Source organism: Leucogemmata humicola (genome assembly GCF_055379415.1).
On the sequence record NZ_AP040875.1, the window covers coordinates 1,551,871 to 1,567,156 of the forward strand.

Here is a 15,286-nt window from a genome sequence, read left to right on the forward strand (position 1 = left end):
TTTTGACCGATATCACCCGGTCGAGGAGCTCATGTCGGTCACTCGTTGCCTCGTAGTTGGCGCCCTCGTCGCGCCGTCGCTCATGTTCGCGCAGGGCGCTCGTGGAGCCGCCGCGCCCAAGGTCGGTCCGCCTAACGGGACGGTCATCGTCGTCGGAGGCGGGTCGATGGGACCGGAGCTCTACTCGCGTTTCATCGAGGCGGCCGGTGGGCCCAATGCGCTGATCATCGACGTGCCCACTGCCGGCGGCGATTCCGTGTATACCCAGGATGCTCCGGGCGTACGTGGATGGAAAGCGGCGGGCGCCAAGAATGTCTACGTCCTCCACACCACAGACCGGAAGCTGGCTGACTCAGACAGCTTCGCGACGATTCTCGCGAAAGCAGGCGGCGTGTGGTTCGAAGGTGGTCGTCAGTTCCATCTCGTCGACTCGTATGCTGGCACGAAGTCGGAAAAGGGATTCCACGACGTACTCGCTCGCGGCGGCGTGATTGGCGGTTCATCGGCCGGTGCGTCGATCATCGGCGACTTCCTCGTGCGCGGCGCGCCGTCGAATAACAATTTCATCATGGACTATCCGGGGTATCAAAAAGGCTTTGCCTTCCTCCGGAACGTTGGCATCGACCAGCACGTGGTCGCACGCGAACGACTGCCCGACCTCGCAGACTCCATCATGCCGAAGTATCCCAAGCTCCTCGCCATTTCCGAGGACGAGGGCACGGCGTGGGTCGTGCGCGGCGACACGGCAACGATCGTTGGACGCAACAAGGCGTTTGTCTACGGCGGCGGCGACCCCACCGACGTCGGGCGTCCGTTCCTCACGCTTCATCCCGGCGACCGATACAATCTCGCAACGCGCCGCGTGATGCGTCGTGCGGCTGACGACTCGCCGGTCAAGCGTGCCTTCATCGACTCTCTGTTCAAGAAGTACGCTGACGCCTCGGCAGGCGGTGCGACGGTTCTCGTCGCGCAGAACGGTTCCGTGTTCGTCGATCAGGGTTTTGGTATTCCCGCGCAGGCGAAGTACATGCACACGACGACTGTGCCGCAGTTTGCTATCGGTGACATCGGCGAGGTATTCAAGGCGCTGTGCGCGCAGCTTCCCGAGCCGCGCGCGGGTCGCGGTGGCGCCGGTGCGCCCGACAGTGCGGGGCGCGGCGGACGTGGGGCCGCGGCGAACAACAATACGCCGTTCCAGAACTGCGTTACGCGTCAGGTCTCCACGCCGATTGGCATGCACAAGACGTCGGCCACCGCCGACGGCGGAGTGCTGTCCAATGTCGATGAGCTCTATCGTCTCGCGCTCGGTCTCGAGAATCCGCGAACATACGTGCGAGACACCACTCGCGCCGATGCCAACGGGCAGCGAGGGGTCGACTATTCGCGCGGCTGGCAGGCCGATACACAGCACGGAACCGCCAGACTCTCGGCCTTCGGTGCCACGGGTGGCAAAAAGAGTGCGTTCATCCGCTACCCGGACAAGCGCGCCACGATCATCATTCTCACGAACGATGATGCCGCCGATGCGAAGGCGATCGCCGACCGAATTGGCGACCGCTTGCTCGGCTCGAGTAAGTAGCCGATGGCGGCGCCCTCGGGAAATGGTGCCGCCGTCGGATCTTTGCACGATCAAACGCCTTCCCGTGGGATGATGCCGTACCGTCGTCGTCGGTCTCGGTGGGTGCGACGCCTCACTGTGTTCGCGCCTGCCGCGATCGTGTTGATCAGCGGTGTGCTGTCATACGGCGCCCTGCAACGCGGGTTAGCCAGCCGTCAGTGGGTCGTGCACACGCGCGATGTGCTCGATGCGTCTGGTCGCCTGCTGACCACGCTGCTCGACGCTGAATCGTCGTTGCGCGGATTCATCATCACTCGAGACACCACCATTCTCGAGTCGTCCGTGGGGGCAGCCGCGCGCGCGGACAGTTTGCTCGAGCGACTTCGCAATCTCACCGCCGACAATCGCTCGCAGCGAAGCCGCGTCGACACGCTATCCGAACGAACGCACGCGCGTTTTGCGTTCATCGATTCCGTCACGATTGCGGCGAAGCAACCCGGCTATGTAGTCGTGGCCACGGGACCGACCGGACCGGGGCGCCAGATGATGCGCGATATTCGCGCGCTACTCGATCGCATCGAGGCCGACGAGGAGCGGCTGCTCGCCGTACGCCAGCGCCAAGCGGCGAGCGCAGAGCAGCTCGCGTCGTTTGTGATCGTCATCGGAGCGTTTCTCGCCGGCATGCTGGCCCTCCTCGTGAACCAGAATCTCGATCGCGCGCTCCACGACAGACGGCAGGCGGTCGACGAACTTGAAGTCGCGAACGAACGCCTGCAGGAACAAGCCGTGGAGCTCGAAGCGCAGGCCGACGCCGCGCAGGCCGCCGCGGTCGAAGCCGAGCAGGCGATGGAGCACGCTCAGGTGTCGCTCGTTGCGGCCGAAGAATCAGAGCGACGCGCCGAACGATTGCAGGGCGCGACCGAAGCGTTCGGGGGCGCACTCTCAGCCGACGCAGTCGCGGGCCTGATCATCGATCACGCCATGGCCGCGCTCGACGCGCGGTCGGCCGCGCTCGCGACGCTCGAGGGAAAGGACACGCTTCGTTTCCTCGCCGCGAACAATGTGCCGAGTGTCGCGATGGGCAGCACAATGGACCTCAGCGAGAGGCGGCCGATCACGGTCGCGGTGCAAACGGGGAAACCACTCATCATGGAATCCCTGAGCGAGCTCGAAGCGAACTTTCCGGAATTGGGCGACAGGTTTCAGCGTGATCGCGTCCACGCGATCGCCGCATTCCCGATCGAAATCGATGGGCGAATCATTGGCGGCTTGAGCATCGCCTTTGGACAAGGTCGAATTCTGTCGACAGTCGACCGATCGTTCATGGCGGCACTGTCACGTATCGCCGCGGAAGCATTCGAACGCGCACGACTGTTCGACGCCGAGCGCGCAGCGCGGACGGCGGCCGAGGCGGCGAATCGCGCCAAGGCCGCATTCCTCGCGTCGATGAGTCACGAGTTGCGAACCCCTCTGCAAGCGGCACTTGGTTTCGCACAGCTCGTACGCTCGGGGCTATACGGGCCCGTGAACGATCAGCAGTCGGAGATCCTAGGCCGCGTCGAGCGCAGTCAGACACATCTCGCACGATTGATCGACGACATTCTCGACTTCGCGCGACTAGAAGCCGGCCGTGTTCGGATGGAGGTAGAACTCGTACCGCTCCACGACGTCGTCGCCGAGTTGGCGCCGCTCGTCGAGCCGCAGGCAGGAAAGAAGAACATCGAACTGTCGTTGCTCCCGCCGCCTGTCTCCATCTCCGTGCGCGCCGATCGTCACCGGCTCAAGCAGATTCTCGTCAACCTCGTCGGCAACGCCATCAAGTTCACGGGCGACGGTGGCAGCATCAGGCTGGACGCGTCGTCCGATGACGAGCGCGCAACGATTCGCGTCGTCGACTCCGGGGTTGGAATTCCGGCGGATCGACTGAGCGCGATCTTCGAACCTTTCGTGCAGGTCGACGACGGGCACACGCGCACGCACTCCGGCGTTGGGCTGGGCCTCGCGATCAGTCGCGATCTCGCGCGAGCCATGGGCGGCGACCTCACTGTCGAGAGCACACTGGGCGTCGGGTCGACGTTCACGGTACAGCTTCCGCTGAGCACGCGCGCCGATCGCGAAGCGGTAGTGACAGGCTGATCGTGTCGATCTCGCCGGAACTCGTGCGTGCGCTTGGCGGAGCGTACACGATCGAGCGTCCGATCGGCGAGGGTGGTATGGCAACGGTGTATCTGGCGCGCGACGAGAAGCACGATCGGCGGGTAGCCCTCAAGATGCTGCGACCAGAACTCGCGGCGTCGCTTGGGGTGGAGCGCTTTCGTCGCGAGATACGCATTGCCGCGAGCCTCAGTCATCCGAACATTCTGCCACTGTACGACTCGGTGGAGTCAGTGGATGGTGGTCCACTCTGCTTCATCATGCCGTTCGTCGAGGGAGATACGCTGCGAGCGCGCCTTTCGCGCGGCCCGCTCGCACTCGACGAGGCGCTCGGCATCGCGATCGACGTTGCGTCGGCGCTCGATCACGCACATCGCCGCGGTGTCGTGCATCGCGACATCAAGCCGGAGAACATCCTGCTGCTCGACGATCACGCGGTGGTCACCGACTTCGGGATTGCGCATGCCGTTGGCGAGGCAGGCGGCGATCGGCTGACGCACACGGGCATCATCCTTGGAACCCCGACCTATCTGTCGCCCGAACAGGTCGACGGCGTTCGTGCCATCGACGGACGCAGCGACGTATTCAGTCTTGGCGCCGTGCTTTATGAAATGCTCGCGGGCGTCGCGCCCTTTGCCGCGCCCACAGTCACATCGACGCTCGCCCGCGTTTCCGAGGCGCGAATTCCGCCGATTCCGCTCGACAGAAAGGTTCCGGCAGATCTCGTTGCGATCATTGGCCGTGCACTCGCGCGCGACGCCGACAACCGGTTTGCCACCGCACGAGAGTTTGCTGATGGACTCGCCGGCGTGCGCGCGAGAGCGACGGTGGGTGCCACACCCTCGAGTGCGCGTAGCAAGCTTGTCTATGTCGTGGCCGGCGTTTCCGTCGTCGTCGCGGGGCTCGCTCTCGTTGTGCGCGCGCGGCCCGCGGCGAGCCACGAGCTTCCGTCGGTAGCAATTCTTCCGTTTCAGAACGAAAGCGCGGACACGAGCGACGCCTACGTCGGCGCCGGAATCGCGGAAGAACTCCTAAACGCACTCGGCGACGTCCCCGGCATTCGCGTGGTGCCGCGCGCGTCGTCGTTTGCTGCGGGGACTGGCGGGAGTGCGCGACAGATCGGCGAGCGATTGCGTGTGAGTACGCTGCTCGAGGGAAGCGTTCGTCGAGCCGGGAACACGATGCGCGTCACGGCTCGACTCTTCGATGTGAAGGCCGACAGCCAAGTCTGGCACGACAACTTCGACGAGCCGGCGAGCGCGATGTTCGAGGTCCAGGAGCGAATCGCGAAAGCCATTGTGGGACGCCTTCGCGGAAGACTGGGCACAGACACGATCGTGCATCGACGCACATCGAATCCGCTCGCGCACGACATGGTGCTCCGCGCGGCGTCGATGTTTCGCCGTGGTTCTCCTACGCGCACTGGATCGCTGGCAACCGCAGCGCTACTCGATAGCGCCGAACAGCTCGATGCAACGTTCGCCGAAATTCCTGCGTTGCAGGCGGAAGTATTCCAGTCGCTTGCCGTGTTCCGCGATCAAGCGGGGCTGCCTGACTCGCACGGCGTGAGTCCCGGAGAGATGCTTCGGCGAGCCAGTCAGGCGGCACGGCGCGCAGTCGTACTGGATCCGCAGAGTTCGACGGCACACGCAGCCCTCGGCTTGTCGCTGTTCCGCTACAACTGGGACTGGTCAGGCGCCGAACGCGAATTCAAGGAAGCACTCGCGTTGAACCATACGTCGGGATCTTCATACGTTTTGTACGCGCGCTTTCTGCGATCGATGGGTCGGTTCACAGAAGCGCGCCAATTGCTCGACAGCGTTGCGAAGTACGAGTCCACTCCGCGCGAGTTGGCGATGTTGGGTCAGAGCCGCGTGTCATTTTTCGCTCACGACTTTGCGAGATCGATTCGTGAGAGTGCCGGCGCGGACTCGACCAGCCGCACCTGGGCAGTGTGGCTGACCGAAGCGCTGCTGGCTGACGGACGGACGGCGGCGGCCGAGTCGCTCTTCGTTCGCCATCCGAAACCGGATGACGCCGTGCGTCCGCTGACGCACGCGTTGATTGCCGCGCGACAAGGCCGCGCCGCCGAAGCCCGCAAGATCGTCGATGAGGTCCGCGGCACCGACTTTGAATTGCCGCCCGTCGAAGTGGGTGTTCTCCTGGCGCTCGGCGATACCGCGGCGGCGATCGACGCCGTGCGACGAGGGATCGATCGCCACGATCCGCTCGTCGTCGACTACAAGGTGACGCCGTGGTTCGATCCGCTGCGAAAGAATCCGCGTTTCGTCGAGATCTACGAGCGGCTGCATTTCCCGTAGTACGCGCTATCTAAGAAATCAAAGCCCTGCAGGCCTCTGGTCTCACCCTTAGACCAGAGACCTCAGACCTGCGATCTCATTTCGACGGCTTGCTCGACGGCGGCACCATTTTGTTCAGGCGCATGTACGTCACGATGTTGCCATAGTGCTCGTTGTCATGCGTCGCGTTCTCGAGGAGAACGTACAGGCGCGAACGCTGCTGCCCGAAAACGTCGACCATCGGTTCGGTCGCTTTGTCAGTTTGCTTATAGGCACGCGCGCAGTACGTGGTGGCTTCTTTGAGCGCGGCCACGATCGCAGCCTTGGACTTCGCGGCCTTTTCTACAGCATCCTCTGCGGGCGGCTTTTCTCCGAGCGCCATTGCGCAGAACATCTTTTCCGAACCGGCAACGTGACTGAGGAGCTCGCCGAAGCTTCGGACTTCGGGCGTCGGTTTGTACGCGTACATCGCTTCCGGCGCGTCGGCGGCCGATTGGCTGATGTATCGGCTCACATCCTCCCAAAGCATGCGAGCGTTTGCCACGTTCGGGTTGGCCGGGGCTTGGGCAAGGACCGGAGCGGCGGACAGCGAAACGAGTACGGCGAGTCGTCGGAACATGGTCGGCCTTTGGGGTGGCGGTGGTGCGTTTGGGTGGGGCTTGCTTGTCGTACGAACCTATTGAAGCCGAACCCGGACACCAGCCGGGGTGGGCGGCCAAGGGAAATCCTTGCAACTCTGCCCGGCTTCGCTGACCTCTGGCCGGGGCGCGTGAGACGGAGCAAGGGCGGGACGTGGAAAAATGGACCAAAATGTTACACTGGGGTTGCGCGAGAAAATCACCGGGGAGTGTGATGCACAGCACAACAGGGGTGTTGCGAGCGCTCAACACCTGCCCGAATCAGCCTCACAGTCGTAAGGGCTCATAATGGCGTAAGTGGTTGCGTGCTAAGGGATTGGGCGTTGTGCCAGAGTTCGGGGCCATCGGCACCTCGATTGCGTTGGGGTGCGCTGCGCCGACGCTTCTGGCGCAGAACCTTTTGCCTTTACTATCCAATGCGGCTGTACGCACTGCTTAGCGCAGGATCGTGTGTGGTTCTCCTCGCAGGATGTTCGGGGAGTCCAAAGACGCCAGGTCAACTCGCGCTCCGAGATGCCTCTGGGTTGGCCTCAGGGTCTGCCCACATCTCCGGTGGCTTGTCGATGACGTCCGCCAACGCGAACGTGGCTGGCAACGGACATGGCGTTGGTGGAGCGGCTGGCGGTGGCGTCGGCGGTTCGATCAGCCGAGCGCTGGCCAATCGCGGCGCGTCGTCGAGCTCCCGCTGGCAGTCCGGCTCGTCCGAGGGCGGACTGGTTCCGGTCTACTCGTCTTCCGGCTCGGGCGTGTGGCTGAGCGCCACGGCGCCGCAGGGCGGGAACGCGCACAACAACGTCTTCACCGAGCCGCGGAGCACGTCTGCCGCTGATCCCTCGTCGGGTTCGAGCGCAACGGCGCGCGCCATCGACACGGTGAATGTCGGCTCTGTGCAGATGATTGGCGATGCGATTGGCGTCGGCCAGTCGGCTGTCGGTCTTGGCAACCTGCTCGATGTCGGCGGTGCGTTCGGCGGCGGGTCGTCGGCGTACAACGGCTTCAGCCAGGTTTTCCCCCAGTCGTTCGGTCTCGGGTTCGAGGGCTATCACCAGGGCTTCAGCCAAGCCAACCCGACGCCGACCGCTCCCGACGGTCCGCACTACGATCCGCCGTCGCCCCAGGGTCCCCCACCCTCGTACTTCAACAACGATCATCCGCAGGGCGGCGAGTCGCCGTTCGCCGGCAGCCCGACGACGGGCTCGGACAACCGCCCGGACGATCACGGTTTCGACGACCGCGGTCGCGGTGGTCAGACGCCGCCGGTGACGGCGACGCCAGAACCCGGTTCGATCGTGCTGCTTGGAACCGGCTTACTCGCCATGATTCCAATCGTCCGCCGGCGCCGCCGCGCGTAGTCGTTACTCCGCGCGACCCGGCACCACGGGCAATGGGCTTCGGCCGCCAGGCGCTCCTTCGGGGTCGCGGGGCGGCCGAATCTCTTTTTAGTGCTACGAGTTTCGCGATTTCTAATAGACGGCGAGATCCCGACCAGACGCTACCGGCCCGTCGTATCGCGAGCGAACCTCACGCAGCAGGGACTCGTCGTTTCCACCCCAGTACAGCTGGTGATACATGACGAGCAGCTTTGGTCGCGCTCGTGCGGCGAGCGCGGCAAGCTCGTAGGTCGAGGTGTGGTAGGCGGCGTGGTAGGTCTGCCACGCAGGGGGACGCCCCTTGAACGTTTCGGCATCATAGACCTCGTGAATCAGCACATCGCATCGCTGGCATGCTCGCACGATGGCGTCCGACGGATGCGTGTCGCCCGATACGACAATGGTTCGGTCGCGCGTCTTGAAGATGTATCCGTACGCGTGTTCCCATTTGCCATGCGGCACTTCGAACGCTGTCACGACGACGTTCGAATCGCGATAGACCTCACCCGGTTTTACGTCCATTCCGGTCGACGCGTATCCGGTCTTGTTCGATGGTTCGCCACCGTGCAACCGCACTTCGATGTCTTCCGAGTAGGCCTGCGAGAGGAGCGAGACCATTCGCGCGGTTCCCGGTGGTCCGCGCACCTCGAGCGGCGAGGCTCGTTCCAGGACCCACGGCGAGAGCATGAGGTCGGGCAGTCCCACCGTGTGATCGCTGTGCAGGTGCGTGAGGAACACGCGCCGCAGATTGGGACTGCGCAGCGCGGGAATCGAATCCTGTCGCATCGCGAGCGCGGCGCGTCGCACGATTCCAGCGCCTGCGTCGACGAGATAAACGGCATCGCCAACAACGATGGCGACCGCGGGACCCGATCGCTCAGGGTCGGCGTTCGGGGTGCCCGTTCCCAGCATCACCACGCGTGTGTGCGGAGGTGCGAGCGGTACGCGACTGAATCCCGTCGAACTCGCGATCGCGACGGAAAGCGCTGCGCCCGCGATCACCGCGCGTCGCACCGGCTACTCGGTGCCGAGTAGGTGGACGCCGGTGATGTAGTACTGAGTGTCGCCGAAGCAGGACCCGGGCACGCCGACATGTTGCTGGTAGTCGAGCACGACGTGCTGTCCGGCGACTTTGTTGAGCGCGCCGGCGACTGAATCCGATCGCACCGTAAACAGGAATTTCTCCGGCGAAGCCCCTGGGACGGCCGTGACCTGCAGTTCACCTTCCCATGTTTTGCACACCCATCCGCGTTTCGAGAATTTTTGCAAGATTCCGGCGCGGACGCCGTTGGAGTAGGAGAAGTTGAGCGCGATCGCCGTCCACACCGTGAACGCGGTGAACGGAAGCACGATGATGAGTGCGAGGATCGTCAGGAGTGGTCGCCGACGAACGATGGTAGGGATACGCATGCCATCAAGATAGGGCGAAACGGCGACGGTCCGTGAGGGGGGCGGCGTGAGGCGTGAGGCGTGAGGCGTTCAAAACACCGGCTCATCAAACACCCGCCATTCCATCATCGGGTACGGCTGAACACAGAACAACGACTCCACTACCAGACCCTCACGGGCCACGGCGCGACGTAGATCCACCGCCGATGTCTCGAGAAAGCCCTTCGCGACCTTGCCATCAGCGCCACGATTTGGGAATACCAAGTCAGCCCCGTATAGGAGCTTGTGATCCGGGAAATACGCCATGAGCATTCGCTCCGCGTACGCTCCACCGACAGGATAGAGCTCGATCCGATTCTCGGCGCGGCCGATGACGACCTTCTGCGACACAGCAATGAACTTCGGCGCGCGAGGGGCTCGTGCGAGTGAGTCGGGGGCCATGGTATGTGGTGCCTTGGCAATCGACGTTAGAAACGGGATGCTGCGGGCGTTCGCATAGATCGGGATGCCCAGCGCGATCGCCTCGCGTACACCACCGATATGCGCCCACGGATCGGAGCTCATCACGATGCCCTTGATCGGCGCGCTCGGCCAACGACGATGCGCTTCGTCGATCACGTCGTGCAGGTATTGCGCACTGATGTGTGCCTCGAAGATCACGACGCCGTCGGGTTGCTTCACCAATGTTTGCGTCCACTGATCAGGAACGCGAACGATGCCGGGTTTGAGTTCCGTGGGCTGGCCGCGCATGCCGAGTCGAAAGCGCGAGAAGTTCAACTTCGATGCGGCGGCGAACTGCGCTCGTGCGGAGTCGGAAACGGTGAATGAATCAGGCGACGCCGCGGACGCTTCGAACGACACCGAGGCGAGGGAGACGTCCCGCAGCGGTTCACCGTTGAGCGACGTCTTCTGCTGCATCGGCCAGTACGCGCCAGATGGAGTGACGTTCCAGTCGACGTAGTCGGTTCGCATCGTCACATCGCCGAACGGCGCCCACCGAAAATTATCGGGGTACGGACGCACGATCTCGACGGCGTCGGGAAGGCGCGTCTCGCGACTCAGCTCCAGCCGCATCCGACCGTTGCGCCACGGGAACGACACGACGTCGTACGTGAGACCAAAGTGTTGAACCGTGCGGTCGTACGTCAGCGCGGGCGAGGCGGCTGCAAGGAGCAGGGCGCGATCGGGCGCTCCGTCGAGCCGGTCGATAATGTCCTCAAAAAAAGCGTGCGACAATCCGTTCTGCCGGCCCCCGGCGATCGTCGCAACGACGGAGTCGGCGACGATGGTGATGCGATCAGCGGTCTTGGTACCGGCGGCCGTTACGCCCTGCTCCGTGCGACGCAGGCGCCGACCGTCGAGATCGCGAAGTTCAACAAACTGTGAATAGCCAACGCGCCACGGTCCCTCTGCGCGCTCGGCGTTGCCGAACATGAACTCGTGCTGAACTCCGACCATGCGGAGGGAGTGCGCGTCGCGGAGGTTGGCCGACCGTTGCATCGCGGCAATCGCACTGTCGACGAGGGCGCGCGCATTCGGTCGAGGTGCGGGGAGGCGCGGTCCGAGCGAGAGGGACAGCGCCAGCGTGACAATGTGTGTGAGCATATCGCGGTTCGGAGGCAAGGCGTGAGTGTTCACTCACGTTGCCACGGGGACCACGACGAAGAAACGCGACTGTTGCCGGCGGTTGGATTTATGTCGTGAGCGGTCGCACGAGCGTGTCGAGAATCGCGCGCCGCCGGCGGCTGACGGGGAGCTCGATGCCGTCATCCATCACGACGCTCGGCCCGTTTGTCCGATCGCGCCGGATCTCCGTCACTCTATCACGCCGGACGATGTACGATCGATGGATGCGCGCGAACTGAGCGGGATCGAGGGTTCGCTCGAGTGTGTCGAGCGGCGTGCGAACGAGAAGGCGTCGCGAGCGCGTCACGACCGCGGCGTAGACGTCGTCCGCTTCGACGTAGTCGATCGTGTCGAGCGGAATGATCACGTCACGGTTGCCCACCCGTGACACGAGGTGCGGCACGTACGCGCCGCCGTCCGCTTCGGCCATCACTCCGTATCGATCGGCATGCCGGCGTAGACGGAGTTGCTCGCGTACGCGATCGAGCGCGGCGTCGAAGCGTTCCTCGGCGAGCGGCTTCGTGAGGTAATCGACCGCACCCGTGTCGAACGCCGGGAGGGCGAACGAGTCGTACGCGGTGACGAATACAACGAGCGGACCGGACTTCGCGTCGCGCGCGCGTGCGACGGCGAGCCCCGATTCGACGGGCATACGAACATCGAGAAAGACAACGTCCGGCTGCTCTGCGTCGATCGCATGTCTCGCCGATTCGCCGTCGCCACACTCTGCAACGATCGTCACGTCGGCATGGCGCTCGAGCAACTGATGGACGAGGCGGCGCGACAGTGCTTCGTCGTCGGCGATCAATGCGCGGATCACGTGACGCCGGCGGTGCGGAGGGGAAGCGAGATTTCGACGACCGCGCCTGGGCCGCCGGCGACGTTTTGTACCGACAGCCGCGCCGCCGAGCCGTACATTCGCTCGAGTCGTGCGCGTGCGTTGGCGATTCCTACGCCAGGCAGCGATTCTCCGTCCGGCGGCAGGCCACGGCCGTCGTCGCGAACGGTGAGCATGAGGCCACCGCCGTCGACTCGCGCATGGACCACAATCTCGTTTCCTGCCCGTTCCCGCAAAACGCCGTGTTTGAGAGAATTCTCAACGAACGGCTGTAGCACGAAACGAGGGACGAGTACGTCGTTTAGCGTCGCAGGAACGTCGAGCGTCACCCGGAGTCGATCCCCGAAGCGCACGCGCTCGATCTCGAGATAGCGCGCCACGAAATCGAGCTCGTGGGACAGCGTCGTCTCGTGCGAATCGCCGGCATTCACTGTGGCGCGAAGGACGTCACTGAGGAGGGAGAGCGCGCGAACCGCATTCGCTGTGTCCTGGTCGCGAACGAGCGCCATGATTGCGTTGAGACTGTTGAACAGGAAGTGCGGCTGCAATTGCATGCGGAGCGCGCCGAGTTGCGCTTCGCGCAACTGTGCTTCGAGTTCGGCGGCGCGGCGTTCACGCTCGCGCAGCGCGGCAACGCTTTCGAGAGCGTACGTGGCACCGATGATCGCGAAGTACGCGAGCGTGGTGGCTGGCAGCGCGGACAGAAACCAGTTCGTCGTCGAGGCGAGCAGCGACAAGCGTGATGGCCGGACCCACGAGTTCACGACGGCGTCGGCGACGGCGATGAGGTATCCCGCACCAACGCTGCCAATCACGTGCACGATCAGATTCGTGAAACGAACAGGGCGCCGGAGAGGGAAGCGACGCGCGAGCCACACGATTGCCGGTGTGAACACCACCCATCCGTACCATTGCGGCGCCTCAGCAACGAAGGCGCGCCATACGGGTATGGGCCGTTGCGCGAGACGGGCAAACATCACCGTCTCGAGAGTGGACAGCAGGGCGGGCACGGTCCACAGCGCCAGCAGCGCGCGCAGGCCGATGCGCCCATTGCGCTGCGGTGTGAGATCCAGCGTGGGTTCAGGCATCCACAAAGAAGATGGTGGAGTGCGCGGCAGGCGTCGAGCGTCGGCTAGCCGGAGCCGAGGGCAGCGTCGATATTCATCGCATCACCTACGGAGCCCTCATGTCCCGCATCTCATCCCTTTCGCTCGCGGCGTCAGCCCTTGTCGTCTCGATCCCAGGGTTCGCGCACGCGCAGGCCAGCGCGAAGTTGAACAAGTACGGCAATCCTGCGCGCGTTTCGGCGGCGCCCACCACCGCCGCGATCACGGCACGCGATCTACAAATTCGACTGTATCAATTTGCCGACGACTCGATGCAAGGGCGTCAGGTCGGCCGGCTTGGCAACTATAAGGGAACATCGATGATTGCCGCGGAGGTCAAGCGTCTTGGCTTGCTGCCCGCCGGCGACAACGGGACCTACTTCCAGGTGCTGCCGTTCCACATCAAGAAATACACAGACCATTCGCGGCTCACGGTCGAAGGAACACCGCTCAAGTGGGAACATGACTGGGTCGCTGTTCCCGGTGCGCGTGCGCCGCGGTCGATCGACACCGCGCAGGTGATCTTTGGCGGCACGGACGGCGACACGACCAAGCAGATCACCGCGGCGCAAGCGGCGGGCAAGTTCGTTGTGCTGCTTCCCGCGGCGCCTGTTGCTGCGAATGCGGGTCGCGGCGGCGGTCGCGGTGGCTTTGGCCCTCCGGTGCCGTCGCGCTTTGCCGACGCTGTTGCCGTTGCGACGATCAATCTCGACACACTGAACGCGAGCGCACGCGCAGCGATCAACATTCCGACCGTCGCGTCGCAGACCGCCCCGCCCGCGGCGGGTGGTGGTCGTGGCGGCCGTGGCGGAAATGCTGGGCCGCCGCCTGACTCGCTGACCATGGCGCGACAGCAGCTCGCGCAGCTGCTGCCGCAGGCGAACATCCGTCTGACACGCGCGGCGGCGACGCAGCTCTTCGGCCGTCCGCTCAGCGGCCTCACTCTCGGTGCGACGGGCGGCAAGGTCACGGCGTCACTCGACTTCGTCGAACTCCCGAGCGAGTGGGCGCGAAACGTCGTCGCGGTGATTCCGGGAAGCGATCCGGTGCTGAAGAACGAATACGTCGCGATCGGCGCGCACAACGACCACGTCGGTATGGGTGGCGCACCCGTCGATCACGATTCTCTCAAGGCGTTCAACGACGCCCGCAACAAGATGCTGCTCGCCAACAACATGATCGCGCTCACCCCGGAACAGCTCGGGTCGATCCACGTGAACATGGACAGTATTCGAAAGATCTATCCGAAGGTGCGCCTCGATTCTATTCGCAACGGCGCCGACGACGATGGCTCCGGCTCGATGGGCGTGCTCGAGATTGCCGAAGCGATTCAGGCGATGAAGGTCAAGCCGAAGCGTTCGATTCTGTTCGTGTGGCACACCGGTGAAGAGGCCGGACTGATTGGGTCGCGCTACTTCACGAAGAATCCGACCGTCCCAATGGATTCAGTGGTTGCGCAGATCAACATCGACATGATCGGCCGCGGTCGCGCGGAGGACTTGCCGGGCGGTGGCCCCGATTACCTCGGCGTCGTCGGCTCGTACTTCGACTCGAAGGATCTTGGCGAGACGGTGGCCAATGTGAACAAGAAGCAGGGCAAGCCGCTGCAGCTCGACTACAAGTACGACACGACGATCACGTGGTCGGGGTACAACAACATCTACGGCCGTAGCGACCACTACAACTACGCGCTGCAGGGCGTTCCGATCGCGTTCTTCTTTACCGGTCTCCACGGCGACTACCACCAGTCGACGGACGAAGCCGAGTTCATCGACTATCCGCACTACGCGCGGATCGCGAACTACATTCACGACATCATGATCGACGTGGCCAACGGCCCCCGTCCGCGGATGAATGGAACCAAACCGGCCCGGCCCCGTACGGTGACACCATGATGCGAGTCGTCGTATTGCCAATGTTGCTCATGACGTTGTCGGGAGCGGCGTTCGCGCAGGGCGGCGCGACGACGAAGGCAATCGCCACGAACGATCTGCCTGCCGTGGCATTGAAGGCGAGCACCCTTCGGGTCGAACCGACGACGATCACGGTGCGCGTTGGCGAGTCGATGGCACTGAGCAAGCTGACGGCGATCGTTCTCGACTCGGCCGGCAAGCTACTCGGCCGTCTGGACGGTTTCGATTTTTCGATTCCGCCGGGGCAATCGGCGAGCGCTGCCCCGTTCAAGGTGACGGGCGAAAAGGTTGGCACCACGCAGCTCGTCATCCGTTTTCCGGGCGGCCAGTGGTCGAAGGTTCGCAAAGACGTGAGACCAGAAGCCAAAGTGACGGTCGTCGTCAAACCATGAGG

General features: G+C 63.9%; 12 protein-coding genes. 6 read left to right on the forward strand and 6 right to left on the reverse strand.

Features of this window, described 5'->3' with window-relative positions; all coding sequences use genetic code 11:
- Positions 1-31 precede the first annotated feature (31 nt).
- The 3 genes from AC6H4Z_RS06390 to AC6H4Z_RS06400 all read left to right on the forward strand — a co-directional run bounded on the left by AC6H4Z_RS06390 (position 32) and on the right by AC6H4Z_RS06400 (position 6,033).
- Entirely contained in the window at positions 32-1,579 is a 1,548-nt protein-coding gene (locus AC6H4Z_RS06390) for a cyanophycinase (protein WP_497545909.1), read from the forward strand.
- A 102-nt stretch (positions 1,580-1,681) separates the two neighbouring features.
- Positions 1,682-3,694, forward strand: a complete 2,013-nt coding sequence (locus AC6H4Z_RS06395; protein WP_497545910.1) for an ATP-binding protein — start codon at positions 1,682-1,684, stop codon at positions 3,692-3,694.
- Between the two features lie 2 nt (positions 3,695-3,696).
- Entirely contained in the window at positions 3,697-6,033 is a 2,337-nt protein-coding gene (locus AC6H4Z_RS06400) for a protein kinase domain-containing protein (RefSeq protein WP_497545911.1), read from the forward strand.
- 76 nt (positions 6,034-6,109) lie between these two features.
- On the opposite strand, the gene AC6H4Z_RS06405 is transcribed toward AC6H4Z_RS06400, so the two are convergent.
- Positions 6,110-6,631: a DinB family protein gene (locus AC6H4Z_RS06405; protein ID WP_497545912.1), complete on the reverse strand. Its 522-nt coding sequence runs from the start codon at positions 6,629-6,631 to the stop codon at positions 6,110-6,112.
- 582 nt (positions 6,632-7,213) lie between these two features.
- On the opposite strand from AC6H4Z_RS06405, the gene AC6H4Z_RS06410 reads away from it, so the two are divergent.
- Positions 7,214-8,002, forward strand: coding sequence for a PEP-CTERM sorting domain-containing protein (locus AC6H4Z_RS06410; RefSeq protein ID WP_497545913.1), 789 nt, complete (start codon positions 7,214-7,216; stop codon positions 8,000-8,002).
- A 111-nt stretch (positions 8,003-8,113) separates the two neighbouring features.
- On the opposite strand, the gene AC6H4Z_RS06415 is transcribed toward AC6H4Z_RS06410, so the two are convergent.
- The 5 genes from AC6H4Z_RS06415 to AC6H4Z_RS06435 all read right to left on the reverse strand — a co-directional run bounded on the left by AC6H4Z_RS06415 (position 8,114) and on the right by AC6H4Z_RS06435 (position 12,961).
- Positions 8,114-9,034, reverse strand: a complete 921-nt coding sequence (locus tag AC6H4Z_RS06415; RefSeq protein ID WP_497545914.1) for an MBL fold metallo-hydrolase — start codon at positions 9,032-9,034, stop codon at positions 8,114-8,116.
- A 3-nt stretch (positions 9,035-9,037) separates the two neighbouring features.
- Positions 9,038-9,430 (reverse strand): DUF8785 domain-containing protein, encoded by a 393-nt coding sequence (locus AC6H4Z_RS06420; protein WP_497545915.1) that lies wholly within the window; start codon positions 9,428-9,430, stop codon positions 9,038-9,040.
- A gap of 69 nt (positions 9,431-9,499) precedes the next feature.
- Complete coding sequence (locus AC6H4Z_RS06425) at positions 9,500-11,014, reverse strand: MBL fold metallo-hydrolase (protein ID WP_497545916.1); 1,515 nt, start codon at positions 11,012-11,014, stop codon at positions 9,500-9,502.
- Positions 11,015-11,102: 88 nt separating this feature from the next.
- A complete protein-coding gene (locus AC6H4Z_RS06430) occupies positions 11,103-11,855 on the reverse strand; it encodes a LytR/AlgR family response regulator transcription factor (protein ID WP_497545917.1) in 753 nt (250 codons plus the stop codon).
- Entirely contained in the window at positions 11,852-12,961 is a 1,110-nt protein-coding gene (locus tag AC6H4Z_RS06435) for a sensor histidine kinase (RefSeq protein WP_497545918.1), read from the reverse strand. The genes AC6H4Z_RS06430 and AC6H4Z_RS06435 overlap by 4 nt, the downstream gene beginning before the upstream one ends.
- Positions 12,962-13,059: 98 nt before the next feature.
- Here AC6H4Z_RS06435 and AC6H4Z_RS06440 point away from each other — a divergent pair, with 98 nt between their 5' ends.
- Together AC6H4Z_RS06440 and AC6H4Z_RS06445 are read left to right on the forward strand one after the other, a co-directional pair.
- Positions 13,060-14,874, forward strand: coding sequence for a M20/M25/M40 family metallo-hydrolase (locus tag AC6H4Z_RS06440; protein ID WP_497545919.1), 1,815 nt, complete (start codon positions 13,060-13,062; stop codon positions 14,872-14,874).
- Entirely contained in the window at positions 14,871-15,284 is a 414-nt protein-coding gene (locus AC6H4Z_RS06445) for a hypothetical protein (protein WP_497545920.1), read from the forward strand. The genes AC6H4Z_RS06440 and AC6H4Z_RS06445 overlap by 4 nt, the downstream gene beginning before the upstream one ends.
- Positions 15,285-15,286 lie beyond the last annotated feature (2 nt).